Origin of the sequence: Enterobacter sp. HSTU-ASh6 (assembly GCF_026319105.1) — a bacterium.
Lineage (GTDB): Bacteria > Pseudomonadota > Gammaproteobacteria > Enterobacterales > Enterobacteriaceae > Enterobacter > Enterobacter sichuanensis.
Window position 1 is genome coordinate 47,174 of sequence record NZ_WSPD01000001.1, and the last position, 21,491, is coordinate 68,664.

Sequence of the window (21,491 nt, forward strand, 5' to 3'; positions counted from 1 at the left end):
CTGTTTCTTATTATTAAATCGTCTTAAGCGATTGACCGCATGCGCTAAATCGGATGGTCTGGCATGAAATTACAGCAGCTTCGTTATATCGTTGAGGTGGTGAATCACAACCTTAACGTCTCTTCTACCGCCGAGGGTTTGTATACCTCGCAACCGGGTATCAGCAAACAAGTTCGTATGCTGGAGGACGAGTTAGGTATCCAGATATTTGCCCGCAGCGGTAAGCACCTGACGCAGGTGACGCCTGCAGGGCAGGAAATCATCCGTATTGCGCGGGAAGTCCTCTCCAAAGTCGATGCGATTAAGTCTGTGGCCGGGGAACACACCTGGCCGGATAAAGGCTCGCTGTATATCGCCACGACGCATACCCAGGCACGCTATGCGCTTCCGGGTGTGATTAAGGGCTTTATCGAACGTTATCCACGCGTCTCGCTGCATATGCATCAGGGCTCACCAACGCAGATTGCGGAGGCGGTATCGAAAGGTAATGCGGACTTTGCTATCGCAACGGAGGCGCTGCACCTGTATGACGATCTGGTAATGCTTCCATGCTACCACTGGAACCGTTCCATTGTGGTCACCCCTGATCACCCGCTGGCGGGTAAAGGCTCGGTGACGATCGAAGAGCTGGCGCAATATCCTTTAGTGACCTACACGTTTGGTTTTACCGGGCGCTCGGAGCTCGATACGGCGTTTAACCGGGCAGGATTAACGCCGCGTATTGTCTTTACCGCCACCGATGCCGACGTGATTAAGACCTATGTCCGGCTGGGGCTGGGGGTAGGCGTCATCGCCAGCATGGCGGTCGATCCGGTGTCAGACCCTGACCTGGTACGCCTTGATGCGCACGATATTTTCAGCCATAGCACCACAAAAATTGGGTTCCGTCGCAGCACCTTCCTGCGTAGCTATATGTATGATTTTATTCAGCGCTTTGCCCCGCATTTAACGCGTGATGTGGTGGATACCGCCGTTGCATTACGCTCTAATGAAGATATTGAAGAGATGTTTAAAGATATCAAACTCCCGGCAAAATAATCACACCCGGTATCTTTCCCCTGCGGAAAGATACCGAAATAACCCCTCAAAGCTAAATTAGAATTATCATCATCTACCCTCCCTGCCATATAATGTCATTAGCCTTTTATTTTGTGTGGTTTTAATGTCGTGAATTGGCGACAAAAGTAGAAACTATTTTACGGCTTCGCAAATTTTTCTTTTCAATTATTTATTTCTGGTCAAAAGATTGAATATTTCATACCTCCCGATGCGTAAATTCACTGGCTTTTCGGCTAAAGTTTCTTTAGGATTTATCTCAACAGATGATTAATTGTACCAATTGTTTGGTCCTAAATGATAAGCGATGTCGATTGTATGAGGTTAGCAATGCCTTCAGGAAGTGAAGAACCGCAAAGGGATCCTGCGCTCAAGCGTAAAGCCTGGCTGGCGGTCTTTCTCGTCTCCGCCCTGTTTTGGGTGGCTGTTGCTCTCCTGGCCTGGAAATATTGGGGTTAAATATGGCAGTGACGGTTCGTACAGCTTCGGTGAAACAGATGTGTCAGCATCGTGACAATGGCCACAGAGGGCGGAAAGCACCGGCGACGGTTGTCCCCGCGTCCTGGAAACTGACGCCGCAGCAGCAAGCGTTTATTGATGTGTTCGCAGAAGACGAACCCAAAAAACAATAATTTAGTTTATTGCGTAACGATGCAAATAGTCTGAATAAGACTCTGCACCTTTGTACTCTTTAATAAATACACATCAGCAATATAGCGCTGAGGACAAACCTCGGAACTTTTTATAAATAATGCCTGGTGTCCCTATGATGAATAACATGACGTCTCACAAATACTGGTCATGGATCGGCGTTTTTACCGTGTCGATTCTGTTCTGGAGCCAACTCATCTGGCTGGCCCTAAGCTAAATTGTAAAACCTCGCTACGGCGGGGTTTTTTGTTTCCTCCCTTCTGGACCAGTCCGAAATTTATCAATTTGGGTTGTTATCAAAACGTTACGACATCTTTGTGTTATCTTTAATTACAGCCCTGATGATTGTCGGGACATCTCTGTGATTAAGGAGGAGCTTATGTCGTTAACCCTACGCGAAGCCAGTAAGGACACATTACAGGCAGAAAATAAAACCTGGCATTACTACAGCCTGCCGAAGGCTGCCAGAACGCTTGGGGACATTTCGCGTTTACCCAAGTCATTGAAAGTTTTACTTGAAAATCTCCTGCGCTGGCAGGATGGTGACTCCGTTACCCTCGAAGATATTCAGGCACTGGCAGGGTGGCTCAAGAATGCCCATGCCGACAGAGAAATCGCCTACCGCCCGGCAAGGGTCCTGATGCAGGACTTTACCGGCGTTCCTGCGGTGGTTGATTTAGCCGCCATGCGCGAGGCCGTTAAGCGCCTCGGGGGTGACACGGCAAAAGTGAATCCACTCTCCCCGGTTGATCTCGTCATCGACCACTCCGTCACCGTGGATCGATTCGGCGATGACGATGCCTTTGGCGAGAACGTGCGACTGGAAATGGAGCGTAACCACGAGCGCTACGTCTTTCTGAAGTGGGGACAGCAGGCGTTCAGCCGGTTTAGCGTGGTCCCGCCAGGTACCGGTATTTGTCACCAGGTGAACCTTGAGTACCTGGGTAAAGCTGTCTGGAGCGAATTGCAGGATAAAGAGTGGGTGGCTTACCCGGACACGCTGGTAGGCACGGACTCGCATACCACCATGATCAACGGTCTGGGTGTGCTGGGCTGGGGCGTAGGCGGTATTGAAGCGGAAGCCGCTATGCTCGGCCAGCCGGTCTCTATGCTCATCCCTGATGTGGTGGGCTTCAAGCTGACCGGCAAGTTGTCCGAAGGCATTACCGCCACCGATCTGGTGCTCACCGTCACCCAGATGCTGCGTAAGCACGGCGTGGTGGGCAAGTTTGTTGAATTCTACGGCGACGGACTGGATTCGCTGCCGCTGGCCGACCGCGCCACCATCGCCAATATGGCGCCGGAATATGGCGCGACCTGCGGCTTTTTCCCTATCGATGACGTCACGCTGGAATATATGCGTCTCAGTGGCCGCAGCGAAGAGCAGGTGGCGCTGGTAGAGGCGTATACCAAAGCCCAGGGGATGTGGCGAAATCCGGGTGATGAGCCAGTATTTACCAGCACCCTGGAGCTGGACATGGGAACGGTAGAGGCGAGCCTCGCCGGGCCTAAACGTCCTCAGGATCGCGTCGCACTGACCGATGTACCGAAAGCGTTTACCGCCAGCAATGAGCTGGAGGTGAACGTGGCGAAGAAAGACCATCGTCCAGTCGACTATGTTCTGAACGGTCATCAGTATCAGCTTCCGGACGGCGCGGTGGTGATTGCCGCCATAACCTCCTGCACCAACACGTCGAACCCCAGCGTATTGATGGCTGCCGGTTTGCTGGCAAAAAAAGCGGTCGAGCTTGGGCTCAAACCCCAGCCGTGGGTCAAGGCCTCGCTGGCACCGGGCTCCAAGGTGGTGTCGGATTACCTCGCTCAGGCCAAACTGACGCCGTATCTCGACGAACTGGGCTTTAATCTCGTGGGCTATGGCTGTACGACCTGTATTGGTAACTCCGGTCCGCTGCCTGAGCCCATTGAAACGGCGATTAAGCAGGGCGACCTGACGGTTGGCGCTGTGCTTTCCGGGAACCGCAACTTTGAAGGGCGCATTCATCCGCTGGTAAAAACCAACTGGCTTGCCTCGCCGCCGCTGGTCGTGGCTTATGCGCTGGCAGGGAATATGAATATCAATCTCGTGACCGATCCGATTGGTCACGATCGCAAGAATGACCCTGTTTATTTGAAAGATATCTGGCCGTCCTCGCGGGAAATCGCGCTGGCCGTTGAAAAGGTCTCCACCGAGATGTTCCGCAAGGAGTATGCGGAAGTCTTTGAAGGCACGCCGGAATGGAAAGCCATTAACGTTGCAGGTTCGGATACCTATGACTGGCAGGATGACTCGACCTATATTCGTCTGTCGCCATTCTTTGATGAGATGCTGGCCGAGCCGGCGCCGCTCAAGGATATTCACGGCGCGCGCATCCTGGCGATGCTGGGGGATTCTGTCACGACTGACCATATCTCTCCGGCGGGGAGTATCAAAGCCGATAGCCCTGCAGGCCGCTATCTGCAAAGCCGTGGCGTAGAGCGCCGTGATTTTAACTCCTATGGTTCGCGCCGTGGTAACCATGAAATCATGATGCGCGGCACGTTTGCTAACATCCGTATTCGTAATGAAATGGTACCGGGTGTGGAAGGGGGCATGACGCGTCTTCTGCCGGGGACGGAAGTCGTTTCGATTTATGACGCGGCCGTCAAATATCAGCAGCAAGGTACGCCGCTGGCGGTGATCGCCGGGAAAGAGTACGGTTCTGGCTCAAGCCGTGACTGGGCAGCGAAAGGTCCGCGCCTGCTTGGCGTGCGCGTGGTTATCGCGGAATCGTTCGAACGTATTCACCGGTCGAATCTGATTGGCATGGGGATCCTGCCGCTTGAGTTCCCGCAGGGCGTGACGCGCAAAACCCTGGGCCTGACGGGGGAAGAGCAGATTGACATCAGCGGGCTGCAAAACCTGGCGCCGGGGAAAACGGTGCCGGTGAAATTAACGCGGGCAGACGGGAAAACCGAGGTGGTGGAATGCCGGTGTCGTATTGATACGGCCACCGAGCTGACCTATTACCAGAACGACGGCATTTTACATTATGTGATTCGTAAGATGCTGGACTGATGAAAGAGCCCGGCCTGTGCCGGGCTTTTTTACATCACTCTTTCAGAAGATGGCCCATCTTGGCGGCTTTGGTATCGAGATAGTGGGCGTTTTTCGGGTTACGGCCGACAATCAGCGGAACACGCTCGACGATATTGATCCCCGCTTCGGTCAGGATCTCCACTTTTTTGGGGTTATTGGTCAGGAGTCGAACTTCATCCACGCCCAGCAGTTTGAACATATCGGCACACAGGGTGAAATCACGCTCATCAGCGGCGAAGCCGAGTTGATGATTCGCTTCAACCGTATCGTAGCCCTGGTCCTGAAGTGCGTAAGCGCGAATTTTATTCAGCAGACCAATATTGCGGCCTTCCTGACGGTGATAAAGCAGCACACCACGGCCTTCTTCAGCAATATGAGAGAGGGCCGCTTCCAGCTGGAAACCACAATCACAGCGCAGGCTGAACAGTGCATCGCCGGTAAGACACTCCGAATGTACACGGGACAGCACCGGCGTCTGCCCTGAAATGTCGCCATAAACCAGTGCGACATGATCCTGTCCGGTTGCCAGTTCTTCAAATCCGACCATCAGGAAATCGCCCCATGGGGTTGGCAGTTTGGCTTCTGCCACACGTTTAAGCTGCATGTGATTCTCCAGAGTAGGCTGGCACGTTTCGTGTCCAGGCCCTGTTTTACTTTCTGTATCTGCTCATTTTGCCACAAGCCCGGCATGTTCGCCTAATGGGCGCCACGCTATATGAACGTTAAACGCACGATCCGACATCTCCACCCGGCGGATAAATTTCAGTTATGATTGTGACGCTTAGCGAAAAAGGAGAAGACATGCTTTCAATCGCCAGACGTACGGCAGCAGGTGCGGCCATTTTACTGATTATGCCTCTGGCCGTATGGGTTTCAGGCTGGATGTGGCAGCCCGGGCACAATACCGCGTGGCTGAAAACGTTATACTGGATTACGGAGACGGTGACCCAGCCGTGGGGAATCATTACCCACGTGCTTCTCTGTGCCTGGTTCCTCTGGTGCCTGCGTTTTCGTCTGCGCGCGGCGCTGATGTTGTTTGCGATCCTCGCGGGAGCGATCGTTATTGGCCAGGGCGTTAAGTCCTGGGTAAAGGATCGCGTTCAGGAGCCGCGACCTTTTGTCGTCTGGCTGGAAAAAGCACATCATATTCCTGTCGATGAGTTCTACACTTTAAAGCGTAAAGATCGCGGGGCGCTGGTAAAGGAACAGCTTTCGGAACAGCAGGATATCCCAAAGTTCTTGCGTAAACACTGGCAAAAAGAGACCGGGTTCGCGTTTCCTTCCGGTCACACCATGTTTGCGGCCAGCTGGGCATTACTGGGGGTCGGGCTGCTTTGGCCACGACGCCGGACAGTCACCATCGCGATTCTGCTGGTCTGGGCAACGGGGGTGATGGGGAGCCGCTTACTGCTGGGGATGCACTGGCCACGGGACCTGGTCGTCGCTACGCTTCTCTCATGGATGCTGGTGACGCTGGCGACCTGGCTTGCTGAACGCTTCTGCGGGCCGCTTACGCCACCGCCAGAAGAGAAACAAGAAATAGCCGAACGGGAGCAAAACGACGCCTGACGGTTGATATTCCGTATTTTGCCCATAAATCCATGACTGGCGCGTCACTTTTTCCGTTTCGCGCCCGTCACTAAAATGGTAGTTTATAAGGCTGATTGCGGTGAGTTGAACACACTTTATTCGCTTGAACCACATAACGGGAAGTAATGTGAAATATTTACTCATTTTCTTACTGGTCTTGGCGATTTTTGTCATTTCAGTCACATTGGGTGCGCAAAACGATCAACAGGTGACGTTTAACTATCTGCTGGCTCAGGGCGAGTATCGCGTGTCGAGCCTGCTGGCGGTCTTATTTGCTGCGGGCTTTGCCATCGGCTGGCTGGTTTGCGGTCTGTTCTGGTTGAAAGTCCGTGTCTCTCTTGCGCGCGCTGAACGTAAAATTAAACGACTCGAAAATAACATTGCGCCTGCGTCCGACGTACCGGAAAGCTCTGGTGTGCCGGTCGTGAAGGAATAATCGACGATGCTGGAGTTGTTGTTTCTGCTTTTGCCTGTCGCCGCAGCCTATGGCTGGTACATGGGCCGCAGAAGTGCGCAACAAACAAAACAGGATGAGGCCAACCGTCTCTCCCGCGACTACGTGGCGGGGGTGAACTTCCTTCTGAGTAATCAACAGGACAAAGCGGTAGATCTGTTCCTCGACATGCTGAAAGAGGATACCGGGACCGTTGAAGCGCATCTCACCTTAGGCAACCTGTTCCGCTCGCGCGGTGAGGTCGATCGCGCCATTCGTATCCACCAGACTCTGATGGAAAGCGCCTCCCTGACATACGAGCAACGCCTCCTCGCCGTACAACAGCTGGGGCGGGATTACATGGCCGCAGGGCTCTACGATCGCGCTGAAGATATGTTCTCGCAGCTGGTGGACGAAACGGATTTCCGCATCGGCGCGCTGCAGCAGCTGTTGCAAATTTATCAGGCCACCAGTGACTGGCAGAAAGCCATTGATACGGCCGAACGTCTGGTGAAGCTGGGTAAAGACAAGCAGCGCGTAGAGATAGCCCATTTCTACTGCGAGCTTGCCCTTCAGCAGATGGGCAATGACGACATGGACAAAGCCATGGCGTTGCTGAAGAAAGGGGCCGCCGCAGACCGCAACAGCGCGCGCATCTCCATCATGATGGGGCGTGTCTTTATGGCGAAAGGTGACTACGCCAAAGCCGTTGAAAGCCTGCTGCGGGTGATCGACCAGGACAAAGAGCTGGTCAGTGAAACGCTGGAGATGCTGCAAACCTGCTACCAACAGCTGGGCAAGCAGGAGGAGTGGGTCGCTTTCCTGCGTCGCTGTGTGGAAGAGAATACCGGCGCGACCGCGGAACTGATGCTCTCAGACGTGGTTGAGCAGTATGAGGGGAGTGATACCGCCCAGGTCTATATTACCCGGCAGCTGCAGCGTCATCCGACCATGCGGGTTTTCCACAAGCTGATGGATTACCACCTGAACGATGCTGAAGAAGGGCGCGCGAAAGAGAGCCTGATGGTCCTGCGCGACATGGTCGGCGAGCAGGTGCGCAGTAAGCCGCGCTATCGTTGCCAGAAATGTGGTTTCACCGCCTATACGCTCTACTGGCATTGTCCATCATGCCGTGCCTGGTCCACCATTAAGCCTATACGTGGTCTCGACGGACAGTAATTTTTTAAAACGCCTTATTTTAGTTACAACATACTAATGGCTTTAAAACCTCTTCTGGCTCCGTGCGGTTTGTCGGCTTAGCAGAGGGCGCAAATGGATCCTGTCATTTTGCAGCGCCGGCAGGTAGAATGCTCGCCGTTTATCTGTTCCGCGCCGCTGCGCGCCCATAGACGAAAAGGGCTGGTCATGACGTCTGTTACATCCTCCACTTCCCGCGTAATTACCGATTCTCCTGTTGTTGTTGCGCTTGATTACAATAAGCGTGACGACGCGCTGGCGTTTGTCGACGGTATCGACCCTCGCGATTGCCGCCTGAAAGTTGGCAAAGAGATGTTCACGCTGTTTGGACCGCAAATTGTTCGCGATTTGCAACAGCGCGGCTTTGACGTTTTCCTTGACCTCAAATTCCACGATATCCCGAATACCACGGCGCATGCCGTTGCCGCCGCTGCAGAGCTCGGCGTCTGGATGGTCAACGTTCATGCGTCGGGTGGGGCAAGAATGATGACGGCCGCCCGTGAAGCGCTCGTGCCGTTCGGCCAGGATGCGCCGTTACTGATTGCGGTGACTGTGCTGACCAGTATGGACGAAAGTGATTTACGCGATCTCGGTGTGACGTTGTCACCTGCGGAACAGGCCGAGCGTCTCGCGCGACTGACGCAACAGTGTGGCCTTGACGGCGTCGTCTGCTCGGCGCAGGAAGCTGTACGTTTCAAGTCTGCACTGGGTCAGGATTTCAAACTCGTCACCCCAGGGATCCGTCCCGCAGGCAGCGACGTTGGCGATCAGCGCCGTATTATGACCCCTGAGCAGGCGCTGGCAGCAGGCGTAGACTACATGGTCATCGGACGTCCGGTAACGCAGTCTGCAAACCCGGCTGAGGCGCTGAAGGCCATCAACGCATCGTTGAAGAAGGGGGCATAATGACCGATTCCAACAGTCGTCTGGTCTACTCAACCGAGAGCGGACGCATAGACGAACCGAAAACGAAAGTGGAGCGTCCAAAAGGGGACGGTATCGTTCGCATCCAGCGTCAAACCAGCGGGCGAAAAGGTAAAGGGGTTTGCCTTATCACGGGTATTGACCTGGATGATGCTGGGCTGATAACGCTGGCGGCCGAGTTGAAAAAGAAGTGTGGCTGCGGCGGTGCCGTGAAAGACGGCATTATTGAAATCCAGGGCGATAAGCGCGATCTAATAAAGTCTCTGCTCGAAGCCAAAGGCATGAAAGTCAAACTGGCGGGTGGTTAAAATAAATAAGCCGCGGCAATTGCCGCGGCTCGTTTTATATACGTGCGTAAGTCAGACCTGAAATGCGTTCAAATATCGCAATATCGGGGGAAGGCTTATAGAGTAATTATTTGCCAACCTGGTGACCGATAATACCACCGACAGCAGCGCCACCTAATGTACCCAGCGTACTACCATCTGTTAAGACTGCACCACCGAGAGCACCAGCACCGGCACCAATCGCGGTGTTACGGTCACGTTTAGACCAGTTAGAGCATGCGCTCAGGGACATTGCTACAGTGATTGCCAGAACAGCGGCGGCTAATTTTTTGCTGGTTAAGGTCATAATACTTTCTCCTGAATTATCGATTCACGGAAAGATGTACACGTTAAGTATAGACGAATCGAATACTTAAAACCGTTCTCCGTGAAAGCTGGTCGCGCAGGTGTTACGTCATCACGCAGGTGATAGTCACTTCCTGTTATATCGCTAACAATAATTTTACGACTTTACGTCAGGTTAAACAGGTAAAAACTCTTAAAGCAGGGTTAAGAATCTTCTCAGAGAAAGAACAACATGCGCGCCCGAATTCGGGCGCGGAGGGAAATCAGGCGGTTGTTTTGATTATATTGACGACGAGACCATCTTTTTCCATTTTATTCCGGTGCTCCTCGCTTAAACGATCGTCAGTAATAACGCGGCTAAAGCGTGAAACGGGTCCCATGGTGTAAGGATGAACGGCGCCAAATTTTGAGCTATCGGTGAGCACTATGGCTTCACACTCTTTTTCCAGTACGGCGTTTACGACGTCAGAGCGCATCATATCCCGGCCGGTAAAGCCCGTTTCCGGTTGCCAGCCGTCAATCCCGATAAAGGCCTTACTGAAATGGACCTGCTGGACGTACTGACGGGTCAGCGGGCCGACCATGCTTTCACTTTTTTTCTGGTAAATACCGCCCAGCAGAATCACCTCGCAGCGCGTCTCTTTAAGCAAATGCGCGATATAACTACTGACAGTGATAATGGTTACGTCCTTCTGATCGGCAAGCGTGCGCGCCAGAAGGGCATTACTGCTGCCGTTTTCAATAAAGACTGTCTCGCCATTATTCACTAACGATGCGGCAAATTCCGCCAGTTCACGTTTCAGGGCGTAGTTATTCATCATACGCGTCTCTACATCATCACTGTCCAGCGGGACAGCATACCCGTGCGCGCGACGCAGGTAGCTCTGTTTTTCCAGCAGATTAAGATCCTGACGGATGGTGACTTCAGAAACGCCAGTGGTTTTGGCGAGATCGACTACGCTGACGCGCCCCTGGTCAATGACCATCTGCAAAATGAGTTGTTGTCGGGAATTCATAGCATCCATTTAATAAAGCGAAACGAAGTCGGAAACGGTGGGTTTAAACTTCCCACGGCGCTTTGGGCTGGCTGTTTTCGGGCACAACGTCAGCGCCATTCTGAGCAAGAAGTTCAGACTTCAGGATCTCCAGATTACGAATAGCAGAGTGATAATCGCCCGCCACCAGGATATCCAGCACGGTATCAATACGTTGTGCTACAGCTTGTGCATCAATAGTAGACATAATCTCACCCCAGGCGCGAAAAGTTAATATTTTCAATGATGCAGAAATTAGGATCAAAAGAGAAGGGAAAAAATGCAATAACGAAATCACATAAACGGAAGTGATAAGTTTATTCCCCCTCATAAAGCAGGCCGGGTGAGTGGATTAGTCTAAAACTGCGCGCAAGGCGCTTTTTATAAGAGGTATTAGACTATGACAGTTATCAATCAGCCAACCTGCACACTGTTTACCGATACTGAACGGTTCACCCAGTTGTCAGGCTATTACGAGGCGGAACGACGCACAGTCTGGATGATGCTGCGAGCCCAGCCACGTCCGTGCTTCAACCATGCGTTAATCGAGGAGATCATGAATTTTTCATGGCTGGTTCGCCAGTCCGGCTTTACGGTTGATTTTTGGGTTACCGGTTCGCTGGTGCCTGAAAAGTATAACGTGGGCGGCGATTTACAATTCTTCGTCGAATGCCTGCAGAACGGGCGTCGTGAAGCATTACGGGCGTATGCCCGCGCCTGCGTTGATTGCGTCCACGCCGCGTCACGGGGGTTTGATACAGGAGCCATCAGCCTGGCAATGGTCGAAGGCAGTGCATTAGGGGGTGGCTTTGAGGCCGCGCTGGCGCACCATTTTGTCCTGGCGCAGCGCGATGCCCGTTTAGGTTTCCCTGAAATCGCCTTTAATTTGTTCCCGGGGATGGGCGGATACTCCCTGGTGGCACGCCGGTCAGGCATGAAGCTGGCGGAGGAACTCATCTACAAAGGAGAGTCTCATACGGCGGAATGGTACGAACAGCACGGGCTAGTGGATGTGCTGTTTGAACCCGGACAAAGCTATGTCTCTGCCAGAACCTTCATCGATACGCTGGCACCAAAACTGAATGGCGTAAGGGCGATGTTGCGCGCTCGTGCGCGTGTTCTGCAGTTGCCTCGCAGTGAACTGATGGACATCACGGAAGACTGGGTTGACGCGGCGTTCTGCCTGGAGCCCAAAGATATCGCCTACATGGAGCGTCTGGTGATGCTGCAAAACCGCCATCACGCGGCGGGTTTGCGTAAAGCCAGTTAACGTTGTTTACGCGCTTGATATCGTTTTAGCCATCGCTCGAATGCGGCAGCGGGCATCGGCTTAGCAAACAGAAAACCCTGCCGTTCGTTGACGCCGTTCTTGGTCAGAAAGGCGTCTTCTTTTGCATTTTCCACTCCTTCAGCAATCACCTGCAGGTTCAGCGCCTGTGCCACCGCGACGATGGCGCGCACCAGAGACTGGGAGATTGACTGCTTATGAATGTCTCTGACAAAAGACTGATCGAGTTTTATGGCATCAATGGGGAAGCGGGCCAGTTGAGAAAGGGACGAGTAGCCGGTACCAAAATCGTCGAGGTGAATTTGTGCCCCGAGCCGGCTGAACTGCTGGATCACCGAAAGCGCCAGCTCTTCGTTCTCAATCAGACAGCTTTCTGTCAATTCAACGTCGACAGGGCAGTATTCAAAGTTCAAATCCTTCAGCGCCTGTTTCAGGTCACTGAAAATTGTCTGGTCGGCAAGCTGGCGCGCAGAGACGTTCACGGCCACGCGCAGGTTTATCCCCTTGTCGCGCCATTTCGCCACCTGGCGAACCACATCCAGCATGACCCAACGGCCCAGCGGCACAATCAAGCCCGACTCCTCGGCATAAGAGATAAACTCCAGCGGCGGGATCAGACCGCGCTCCGGCGATTGCCAGCGGACCAGCGCTTCCAGACTTCTGATCTCTCCGCGCCAGGTTATTTTAGGCTGGTAGTGGATCAGCAGTTGATCGTTATCCAGCGCTTTACGCAGGTTGGTATCCAGCCAGAGATACTCGAACACGCGCTGGTTCATCTCGGGAGAGAAGACGCAGAACTTGCCGCGGCCGTTCTCTTTCGCGGTATACATGGCGGTATCGGCGTTACGAATGACGCTTTCCCGGTCGTTACCGTGCTGCGGGGCGAGGGCAATCCCCAACGAGCAGCCGGTGTAAACCTCAATCAGACCGATTCTGAACGGCTGGCGCAGGCGAGTCAAAATACGGGACGCCATCGCCTCCAGAGACCCCTGAGAGGTATGGGTGGCCATGACGATAAACTCATCACCGCCAAGCCGGGCCAGCACCTGGCCCTCATCCAGGCAACTCAAAATGGCGAGCGCGACAGCCTGTAACAGCTGATCGCCAAACATATGCCCGTAGGCGTCGTTTACCTTTTTAAAGTTATCCAGATCGAGATACACCACGCCAACCTGCGTATCGCCGCGGGTAGCGATGGCGTCAGAAATCAATTCGTGAATGGCATTGCGGTTTGGCAAACCGGTGATGGTATCGGTATTGGCCAGCACGCGCAGCCGCTCCTGCGCGCGGCGTTCCTCGGTAATGTCGGTACCGGAACAGATGAGGAAAATTTCATTTTTACCGCTGCCGCTATGAACAAATTTGTTTCTGAACAGAAACAACCGTTGCCCCTTACGCGTTTTGATCCAGCGTTCCACTTCGTAGGAGCTGCCGTTGCGAAAGAAACCGGTAATATTCCGCTTTGAGGCTGCCGCTTCGCTGCGGCTCATAAACAGCTTAAACACGTTCTGGCCAATCACTTCGTGTTCTTTGAGACCGGTGTACTCTTCGCTCAGCCGGTTAAAACGCTGAATATTGCCGTTCTGATCGAGAATAACGATGACGGAGTTAGCCTCTGAAACAACCTGTTCCGCAAAAGAGAGTCCCTGAGCCAGATCGCGGGCCACGGAAGGGGTATCGTTCCAGGCCGACGCGGTGCCTGCCCACTCGTTGCGGGTGATTTTGCGCCCCACAAGATGGACCGGCACCTCTTCCCCGTACAGGGAGAGCGACATGGAAATACTGGAGGTAATCACGGTTAACTGACGGATAAGATCGGCCTGCTCGTCGTCCAGCGCCACCACCTGCGTAACGTCGGCATTTTCGCTGGTGGCCAGGTGCAGAGCATTGCTGTCAGCTGACAGGCGCCACCAGGGGCTGTGCGTCCCCATGTAACGAAACAGCAAATTCTGCTCCAGATCGTCCATCATGTTTTCTCCCGCAGCTGTTCATTAGCGCACAAATTATTCATTTGCAGTCGACTTTTCCGTTGTGAAACAGCGGCAAAACCGAAGTGAACTTATTGTTTTTCCCTGTTTTCTTATAATAAAACGAGTCAGGCAGAAAAAAATACCGAGCGTATAAAAATTCAGGTAACCGAATATAACAACCCCTTTTACTGTAGATAATTATGGCGATTTTGGGCGAAGGGAGAGGGGAATTTGTGAGAAAACGTGATGATTTTGTGTCGAGGGTAAAAAGAGAGATTGTCGGCCACTCCTGAGAGGAAATGACCGACAATTGAACAGCTTATCAGGCGACAGGGCGTGCGATAATACTGCGAGTTTCCATGCGGACTTCGGCGATAGTTACGTCAATCACGTCAGTGACTTTGTAAACTGTTTCACCTTTAATTTGCACCGTTCCGTTTTCCTGGCTGCAGACCATTTCGTCACGGACAGCGTGCAGGAACGGAGCAGGAATAAAGGCCACCGCGCCGTTATCGACCAGACGTACGCGCATACCCCCGCGGCTGATATCAATGATCTCTGCCGCAAAACGGGTATCCGTGCCGGCTTTATCCTGCAGGAAGCGCGCGTACAGCCAGTCTCCCACGTCACGCTCCGCCATGCGGTTCAGGCGGCGACGTTCGGCCATCTGCAGCGTGGTCTCCTCCTGAGGACGGGCAATCGTTTCGCCTTTGATGATGGCTTTCAGCAGACGGTGGTTCACCATATCGCCGTATTTACGGATGGGCGATGTCCAGGTGGCGTACGCTTCCAGGCCGAGGCCAAAGTGCGGGCCTGGCTCGGTGCTGATTTCTGCGAAGGACTGGAAGCGACGAATACGGCTGTCCAGGAAACCGGATGGCTGTGCATCCAGCTCGCGACGAAGCTTGCAGAACCCCGGCAGCGTAAGTACTTCTTCCGGATCCACATGCACATCGTGGTTTTTCAGCAGGGCCGCCAGCGCTTCGGTATTCGCCGGGTCAAACCCGGTATGGACGTTGTAAATACCAAAGCCCAGTTTGTCGCGCAGCACGCGAGCGGCGCAAATGTTAGCGGCAATCATCGCTTCTTCTACGATACGGTTGGCAATGCGACGCGGCTCGGCCACGATATCCAGCACTTCACCTTTTTCACCCAGCACAAAGCGATAATCCGGGCGATCTTTGAACACCAGCGCATGGGTTTGACGCCACTCGCCGCGGTTCAGGCAGATACGATGCAGCAGACGGATCTGCGCGGCAATCGCGTCGGATTCCGGTTTCCAGGTGCCCGTATTTTCAAGCCAGTCGGAGACGTTATCGTAGACCAGCTTGGCTTTCGATTCGATGGTGGCGGCAAAGAACTCAATATCGTCTTCAATGGTACCATCCGCTGCGATGGTCATGCGGCAGGCAAGGACCGGGCGTACTTCATCCGGACGCAGCGAGCAGAGATCGTCTGACAATTCGCGCGGCAGCATCGGAATATTGAAGCCTGGCAGGTAGTTGGTAAAGGCACGGATCTTCGCCGCGTCATCCAGCTTGCTGCCTTCGGCAATCCAGGCTGTCGGATCGGCAATAGCAACCGTTAAATGCAGTTTGCCGTCATCGCTCTCTTCAGCGTAGAGCGCGTCATCCATATCTTCTGTGCTGGCGCTGTCGATGGTGACAAACGTCAGGGCGGTGAGATCGCGACGCGTCAAACCTTCGTCCTGCATCTCGGTCGCCACGCCATTTGGCGCTTCTTTTTCAAGATTGTGGCGCGCGAGGGTGACCCACCATGGCACGAAATGGTCAGCGCCAAAGGTGATGAACTGGGTTAACTCGGCATAGAAACCGCGATCGCCTTTCAGCGGATGACGGCGCATTTCGGCCACGGCCCAGTCACCGTCTTTAAAATCATGCTCAACACCACGGGCAGCACGGCACGGAATGGCATCTTTCAGCAGGGGATGATCCGGTACGACAGAGAGACGATCGTCTTTTCTCTGCACCTTGCCCACAAAACGGGTCAGGAACGGTTCAATCAGTTCTTCCGGCTCGGCGGACTCACGTTCCTTCTCGGTATGAATGACGGCCATGACGCGATCGCCATGCATCACTTTCTTCATCTGCGGAGGCGGAATGAAGTAGCTTTTCTGCGCGTCAACTTCAAGGAAGCCAAAGCCCTTTTCCGTGGCTTTTACGACCCCTTCTGCACGCGGCGTCTGGGAATGCAGTTGCTGTTTAAGCTGCGCTAGCAGCGGGTTGTCCTGAAACATAATGTTCTATTTTCGTAGCCATTGAGCGGCTGACAGTTTTACGCGATTCTCACTGTCTCAGCAAGCGGTCTTTGGGTAATTAGTATGGTTATTCCTCTTTACCCAACGCGACTTTCAGACGCGTAAGCCAGCCCTCAAACGCACTTTGAGTCAGCAGCGCGATGGCGTGTTCGGCTGAAAGTCCTTGATCCGTGAGCGGGGTAAACTGTGCGGCACTGAAGCGGTCCGGTGAACGTGTCAGCAACTCAACCGCAGAGGAGAGCGCAGGAGAGGTCAGGGCAATCGTTTCCCGGCTGTGTATCAGGATTTCTCCCGTCAGGTCGAGCAACGACGGCTCATGGCAAAGGACCGGCGTCAGCGCTTCAAGCGCGGGCTCTGCCTGCCAGCGGGACAACGACTCAAGCTGATGCGCACTCGCATAGCGCAGTTCGACGACCGGTAACAGCGGCACCCACGCGCTGTGGATCGCGGGCAGGGTGTGCGGCTGAATATGATGACCCGGCAACCAGCGAACAGGGTGTCCCAACAGCGCCTGAAACACCGCGACTACGCGCGCCTGAAAACCGATAAAGCCGATAATCTGGTTAATCACCACAATGTCATATATGGACAGGCCCACCTCATCCAGCTGGTTTTGCGCTTTATCATCAATGACATCAGGGGAGCTGGCGAGCTGGCGGGCATACTGCGTGATTTGCGCCAGGCGTCGGTTGCTTTCGCGAGAGGAGTCCGGGCCGGGAAGCGGGGCGAGGAGGGCGGCGTAGTGGTTACAAAGCCGCTGGACGCCACAGGCCTGCGCGACCGTCAGCGCGGTGCTGAGCCTGTCGTAGGCGCTGAGCGTGTGCAGGCGGTTCACGGGAATCGAGAGCGGAAACAGCAGATGACATAAGGCTCTGGCAGGGGTAAGCCAGCCAGAACAGGCGGCGACAATCTCATCAGGCAAGGCTAAATCGAGCAAAAAACGATCGTCGACGTTAGCGGCTTCGGGCACCAGGGGCAGAACATCCGTCTGCGCGTGGTTTGACTGGGTTTCGTGGTACCAGTGGCCTTTGCCGGAAAAACGGCGTTGTTCCATGTGCGTTCCTTGATCTCAAAATGGCGATCAATATCCTGGCGTAAGGCTGATAAAGGGAAAAATATTGTTAGGTGATAACAAATAGCAGAACGGAATAACGAAGGGAGGGGGCGGGAGAAAACTCTCTTCCCGGGCGGGAAGAGAGTCACAGCTTATTTAATTTCCAGCTCGTTCATTGCAGCGATGTTGAAGCCGCCGTCAACGTGAACCACTTCGCCGGAGATACCCGCGGAAAGGTCAGAGCACAGGAATGCTGCAGAGTTACCCACATCTTCAATGGTAACAGTACGACGGATTGGGGTAACCGCTTCGCAGTGTGCCAGCATTTTACGGAAATCTTTGATGCCGGACGCTGCCAGGGTGCGGATTGGACCTGCAGAGATGGCGTTAACGCGCACGCCTTCAGGGCCCATTGCGTTCGCCATGTAGCGTACGTTGGCTTCCAGAGACGCTTTAGCCAGACCCATCACGTTGTAGTTAGGGATAGCGCGTTCTGCGCCCAGGTAGGACAGGGTCAGCAGGGCTGCGCCCGGGTTCAGCATCGCGCGGCAGGATTTTGCCATCGCCACGAAGCTGTAGGAGCTGATGTCGTGCGCGATTTTGAAGCCATCACGGGTTACCGCATTCACGTAGTCACCGTCCAGCTGGTCGCCTGGTGCGAAGCCGATGGAGTGAACGAAACCGTCGAATTTCGGCCATGATTTTGCCAGTTCCGCAAACATGCCATCGATGCTCTCGTCTTGTGCAACGTCACATTCCAGCACAATGCTGGAACCCAGCTGCGCGGCAAACTCTTCAACACGGCCTTTCAGCTTGTCGTTCTGGTAGGTGAACGCCAGCTCAGCGCCTTCGCGATGCATTGCCTGTGCGATGCCGTATGCGATGGACAGTTTGCTGGCAACGCCAGTTACCAGAATGCGCTTACCGGAAAGAAAACCCATAGCTTTAATCCTTATATTCATTGCTAATTTTGCCTTGTAATTCATAGCGTTACAGGCAGTATTTCAAAATCATTCGAAATTAGCTCGAAATTATAGCCCACTCACAGCCCCTTGTGTCACGATATTTCTCGCTGTTCTCCGAAGACGCCTGCCCCGAAGAATGCGCCGCGGACTCGCGGGGGCTCAAAATTTCAGCATTCGTCCAGTATATCACCCGGCAACAGCTTCGCCTCATCCAACCAGCGAGGAAGCGCGATCCTGCAAGGGTATTCACGCTTTCCTGAGGTTGTCGATGAAGCGCGCGATGACGATAAAGAAAACCGGTACGAAGAAAATGGCGAGAAGCGTACCGCTAATCATGCCGCCAAATACGCCGGTACCGATGGCATGCTGCGTACTGTCGCTCGCCCCACGGGCCAGCATCAACGGAACAACCCCTAAGGTGAAGGCTAACGACGTCATCAGAATAGGGCGCAGGCGCTGGCCAGCGGCATGAATGGTTGCCGCCAGCAGGGGCTGCCCCTGGCGATGGAGCTGCCTCGCAAATTCAACGATCAGAATGGCGTTCTTGGCCGACAGGCCGATAAGCGTAATCAGGCCGACCTTGAAGAAAACGTCATTCGTCATGCCGGCAACCGACACCGCTATGACCGCGCCGATAAGGCCCAGCGGAACGACCAGCATGACCGCAAATGGAATAGACCAGCTCTCATACAGGGCGGCCAGCACCATAAACACGACCAGTATCGACAGGACGATAAGGCCCGGAAGCTGAGATTCCGATTTTCTCTCCTGCAATGAGCTCCCTGCCCACTCGCCAGCCATGCCCTGAGGTAAATCTCTGGACAAACTCTCCATAACCTTCATTGCGGTGCCGCTGGACTCTCCCGGCGCCGCATTTCCGGTAATGCGAATAGCCGAATATCCCTGATAACGCGTCAACTGCTGGGGCGCAACGTGCCAGGAAAGCGTGGCAAACGTTGATACCGGCACCATCTGCCCCATCCGGTTTTTCACTGATAATGTCAGTAACTGCTCAGGCTGCATTCGGTAGGGCGCATCGGCCTGAATAATCACCTGCTGAACGCGGCCGTTGTTCGTATAGTCATTGACGTAATTTGAGCCCAGGGTGACGGAGAGCGTCTGGTTGATTTCATCAAATGAGACACCCATCGCTTCCGCCTTTTCTCTGTCCACCTGGAGCGCAAGGCTTGTTCCTTCCGGAAGCCCGTCTATATACACATCACTCAGTTCAGGGCGCTGGTTGGCCAGCAGGACCAGCGCGTCGGCAGCGCGCTTTAACGCCTCGTAGCCCAGTCCCGCTCTGTCCTGCACGTACCAGGTGAAGCCCGACGAGGTGCCCATATCCGAAATGGCCGGCGGGAGCAGGCTCATCGTGACGGCATCAGAGACGTTCGCCATGCTGGCCTGTATCCGGTCGGCTTCCTCCTGTGCCGTCGCACCCTGCCGATCTTTCCAGTCCTTCAGCGTGGTGAAGGCCATAGCCGAGTTTGGTCCTGAACCTGAAAATCCAAAGCCCAGGATCATAATGTTGCTTTCAATATCCGGCCGGGCCGCAATTTCCTCTTCAAATTTTTTCACCACGTTGAGGGTGCGCTGCATCGTGGCATCAGAAGGCAGCTGGATTGAGGACATAAAGTAGCCCTGATCTTCATCCGGCAGAAAGGACGACGGTAACGAAGACAATCCCAGAAATAGTGCAGCACAAAGCGCAGCGTACAGAAGCAGCATACGCCCGGTTCGCTTCAGAATGGCACCCAGCCCGGCTTCGTAACAGGCGGTGAGCGAACGAAAGCGCGCGTTAAATCCGACCGCGAACCTTCCGCCTCCGCTCTTTCCTGCCTTATGCGGCTTGAGTAACGTTGCGCACAGGGCAGGCGTCAGCGTCAGGGCAAGAAACGCGGACAGCAGTATGGAGACCGCCATGGAAATACAAAATTGTCGGTAGATAATCCCGACGGATCCTTCCGCAAACCCCATGGGGATAAAGACGGCGGTCAGCACCAGCGTGATGCCAATAATTGCTGGGGTGATTTCCTGCATGGCTTGCCGCGTGGCGTCACGCGGGGACAGGCTTTTTTCCTCCATCAGACGTTCAACGTTTTCTACGACCACGATGGCATCATCAACGATAATCCCTATCGCCAGCACCATGCCGAACATCGTCAGAATATTGATGGAGTAGCCGCTCAACAGCATCACGGTGAAGGTGCCAAGAAGTGCGACGGGAGCAACAATCGCCGGGATAAGCGTACAGCGTATCTTGTGCAGAAACAGCAGCATAACCAGGAAGACCAGGACCATCGCTTCCACAAATGTCTGAACAACCTTCACGATAGAAAGTTTCACAAACGGCGCGGTATCGAAGGGGATCGTAAACGCCATTCCTTCGGGTAACACCCGGGAAAGTTCGTCGATGCGCGCCCGTACGCCGGAAGCCGTACTCATTGCGTTGGCGCCTGGCGAGAGCTGGATTGCCGCCGCCGTTGCGGGCACGCCATTTTCACGGATGCCAAAAGCGTAGCTTTGCAGGCCAGATTCAATCCGCGCAATGTCGGACAGTTTCAGGCGGGCGCCGGATGCATCAGATTTCAGGGTGATATTCCTGAACGCCTCAACCGAGGAGAGTTGTCCCTTCACGGTGATGGGATACGTCACCCCTTGTCCTGCAGAGGCTGGCTCATCTCCCGTTTTGCCGGGCGACACAAGGGCATTTTGCTGGCCAACGGCGGTAAGAACATCGCTCACCGAAAGCCCGTAGCCGTGGAGCTTTATGGGATCCAACCATATGCGCAGCGCTTTTTCGCCGCCAAACAGCTGAACTTTCCCTACGCCGGGCACGCGACGAAGCTCGTCACTGACGTTTCTGGCAAAATAGTCGCTTAAATCGGCTTCCTCAAATTGACCCCTCGCGGACTTCAGCCCCACCATCATTAAAAAGCCAGAGTTAGCGGCCTCGACGTTAATCCCATTTTGCCTTACCGCCTGAGGCAGACGAGGCTCGACAATCTTAATCTGATTCTGCAGATCCATCTGCGCCAGCTTGATGTCCGTGCCCGGTTTAAACGTGACGGTAATCGATGCCGAACCGGTTGTGTCACTGGATGATTCAAAGTAGAGCAAATTATCTACGCCAGAGATTTCGCGCTCGATTAACGATACCACCGACGTGTTCATGATATCGGGGCTGGCCCCCGGGTAACTGACGGAAATAATGATTCCAGGCGGCGCCACCGCCGGATACTGCGCAACCGGCAAACGGGGGACAGACAGGAGTCCTGCCAGAACGATAAAAAGCGCTACTACCCATGCGAAAACGGGGCGTTCAATAAAAAAATGCGGCATT

At 54.1% G+C, this 21,491-nt stretch carries 19 protein-coding genes; 10 read left to right on the forward strand and 9 right to left on the reverse strand.

Going from position 1 to position 21,491, the window contains the following annotated elements; translation table 11 throughout:
- Positions 1-63: 63 nt before the first annotated feature.
- The 4 genes from cysB (at position 64) to acnA (ending at position 4,762) form a co-directional block, all read left to right on the forward strand.
- Positions 64-1,038 carry an HTH-type transcriptional regulator CysB gene (gene cysB / locus GM298_RS00270; RefSeq protein WP_006175683.1) on the forward strand — a complete coding sequence of 325 codons (975 nt, stop codon included), beginning with the start codon at positions 64-66 and terminating at the stop codon, positions 1,036-1,038.
- A 336-nt stretch (positions 1,039-1,374) separates the two neighbouring features.
- Entirely contained in the window at positions 1,375-1,515 is a 141-nt protein-coding gene (locus GM298_RS00275) for a YmiA family putative membrane protein (RefSeq protein ID WP_216689425.1), read from the forward strand.
- A 310-nt stretch (positions 1,516-1,825) separates the two neighbouring features.
- The gene (gene ymiC, locus GM298_RS00285; protein ID WP_032672427.1) at positions 1,826-1,924 is read left to right on the forward strand and encodes a small membrane protein YmiC; all 99 of its coding nucleotides are present in this window, start codon (positions 1,826-1,828) and stop codon (positions 1,922-1,924) included.
- A gap of 162 nt (positions 1,925-2,086) precedes the next feature.
- Positions 2,087-4,762: an aconitate hydratase AcnA gene (gene acnA / locus GM298_RS00290; RefSeq protein ID WP_266153244.1), complete on the forward strand. Its 2,676-nt coding sequence runs from the start codon at positions 2,087-2,089 to the stop codon at positions 4,760-4,762.
- 34 nt (positions 4,763-4,796) lie between these two features.
- Here the strand turns inward: acnA and ribA are convergent, their stop codons facing one another.
- Positions 4,797-5,387 (reverse strand): GTP cyclohydrolase II, encoded by a 591-nt coding sequence (gene ribA, locus GM298_RS00295; RefSeq protein ID WP_008501210.1) that lies wholly within the window; start codon positions 5,385-5,387, stop codon positions 4,797-4,799.
- Between the two features lie 197 nt (positions 5,388-5,584).
- On the opposite strand from ribA, the gene pgpB reads away from it, so the two are divergent.
- From pgpB to yciH, 5 genes are all read left to right on the forward strand, one after another.
- Entirely contained in the window at positions 5,585-6,352 is a 768-nt protein-coding gene (pgpB, locus tag GM298_RS00300; protein ID WP_095440495.1) for a phosphatidylglycerophosphatase B, read from the forward strand.
- A 148-nt stretch (positions 6,353-6,500) separates the two neighbouring features.
- Complete coding sequence (locus tag GM298_RS00305; RefSeq protein ID WP_025756587.1) at positions 6,501-6,809, forward strand: LapA family protein; 309 nt, start codon at positions 6,501-6,503, stop codon at positions 6,807-6,809.
- A 6-nt stretch (positions 6,810-6,815) separates the two neighbouring features.
- Entirely contained in the window at positions 6,816-7,985 is a 1,170-nt protein-coding gene (gene lapB / locus GM298_RS00310; RefSeq protein WP_025756588.1) for a lipopolysaccharide assembly protein LapB, read from the forward strand.
- Between the two features lie 186 nt (positions 7,986-8,171).
- On the forward strand, positions 8,172-8,909 hold the full coding sequence (gene pyrF, locus GM298_RS00315) for an orotidine-5'-phosphate decarboxylase (RefSeq protein WP_095449215.1): 738 nt from the start codon (positions 8,172-8,174) through the stop codon (positions 8,907-8,909).
- The gene (yciH, locus tag GM298_RS00320) at positions 8,909-9,235 is read left to right on the forward strand and encodes a stress response translation initiation inhibitor YciH (RefSeq protein ID WP_025756590.1); all 327 of its coding nucleotides are present in this window, start codon (positions 8,909-8,911) and stop codon (positions 9,233-9,235) included. Before pyrF ends, yciH begins: the two co-directional genes overlap by 1 nt.
- 106 nt (positions 9,236-9,341) lie before the next feature.
- Here yciH and osmB read toward each other — a convergent pair whose 3' ends face one another.
- The 3 genes from osmB to GM298_RS00335 all read right to left on the reverse strand — a co-directional run bounded on the left by osmB (position 9,342) and on the right by GM298_RS00335 (position 10,801).
- A complete protein-coding gene (gene osmB / locus GM298_RS00325; RefSeq protein WP_008501216.1) occupies positions 9,342-9,560 on the reverse strand; it encodes an osmotically-inducible lipoprotein OsmB in 219 nt (72 codons plus the stop codon).
- Positions 9,561-9,822: 262 nt separating this feature from the next.
- Positions 9,823-10,575, reverse strand: a complete 753-nt coding sequence (locus GM298_RS00330; protein ID WP_259566060.1) for a DNA-binding transcriptional regulator YciT — start codon at positions 10,573-10,575, stop codon at positions 9,823-9,825.
- Between the two features lie 43 nt (positions 10,576-10,618).
- Positions 10,619-10,801: a hypothetical protein gene (locus GM298_RS00335; protein WP_045285947.1), complete on the reverse strand. Its 183-nt coding sequence runs from the start codon at positions 10,799-10,801 to the stop codon at positions 10,619-10,621.
- A 192-nt stretch (positions 10,802-10,993) separates the two neighbouring features.
- On the opposite strand from GM298_RS00335, the gene GM298_RS00340 reads away from it, so the two are divergent.
- Positions 10,994-11,863 carry a crotonase/enoyl-CoA hydratase family protein gene (locus tag GM298_RS00340; protein WP_266153245.1) on the forward strand — a complete coding sequence of 290 codons (870 nt, stop codon included), beginning with the start codon at positions 10,994-10,996 and terminating at the stop codon, positions 11,861-11,863.
- Here the strand turns inward: GM298_RS00340 and pdeR are convergent.
- The 5 genes from pdeR to GM298_RS00365 form a co-directional block, all read right to left on the reverse strand.
- Positions 11,860-13,851: a cyclic di-GMP phosphodiesterase gene (gene pdeR, locus GM298_RS00345; RefSeq protein WP_208283194.1), complete on the reverse strand. Its 1,992-nt coding sequence runs from the start codon at positions 13,849-13,851 to the stop codon at positions 11,860-11,862. The genes GM298_RS00340 and pdeR overlap by 4 nt on opposite strands.
- Before the next feature lie 322 nt (positions 13,852-14,173).
- On the reverse strand, positions 14,174-16,108 hold the full coding sequence (locus GM298_RS00350; RefSeq protein WP_095449148.1) for an exoribonuclease II: 1,935 nt from the start codon (positions 16,106-16,108) through the stop codon (positions 14,174-14,176).
- 88 nt (positions 16,109-16,196) lie between these two features.
- On the reverse strand, positions 16,197-17,183 hold the full coding sequence (locus GM298_RS00355) for a CMD domain-containing protein (protein WP_266153247.1): 987 nt from the start codon (positions 17,181-17,183) through the stop codon (positions 16,197-16,199).
- Between the two features lie 152 nt (positions 17,184-17,335).
- The gene (gene fabI, locus GM298_RS00360) at positions 17,336-18,124 is read right to left on the reverse strand and encodes an enoyl-ACP reductase FabI (protein ID WP_025756597.1); all 789 of its coding nucleotides are present in this window, start codon (positions 18,122-18,124) and stop codon (positions 17,336-17,338) included.
- Positions 18,125-18,394: 270 nt separating this feature from the next.
- The gene (locus GM298_RS00365; RefSeq protein WP_266153248.1) at positions 18,395-21,490 is read right to left on the reverse strand and encodes a multidrug efflux RND transporter permease subunit; all 3,096 of its coding nucleotides are present in this window, start codon (positions 21,488-21,490) and stop codon (positions 18,395-18,397) included.
- Between the last annotated feature and the right edge of the window lies 1 nt (position 21,491).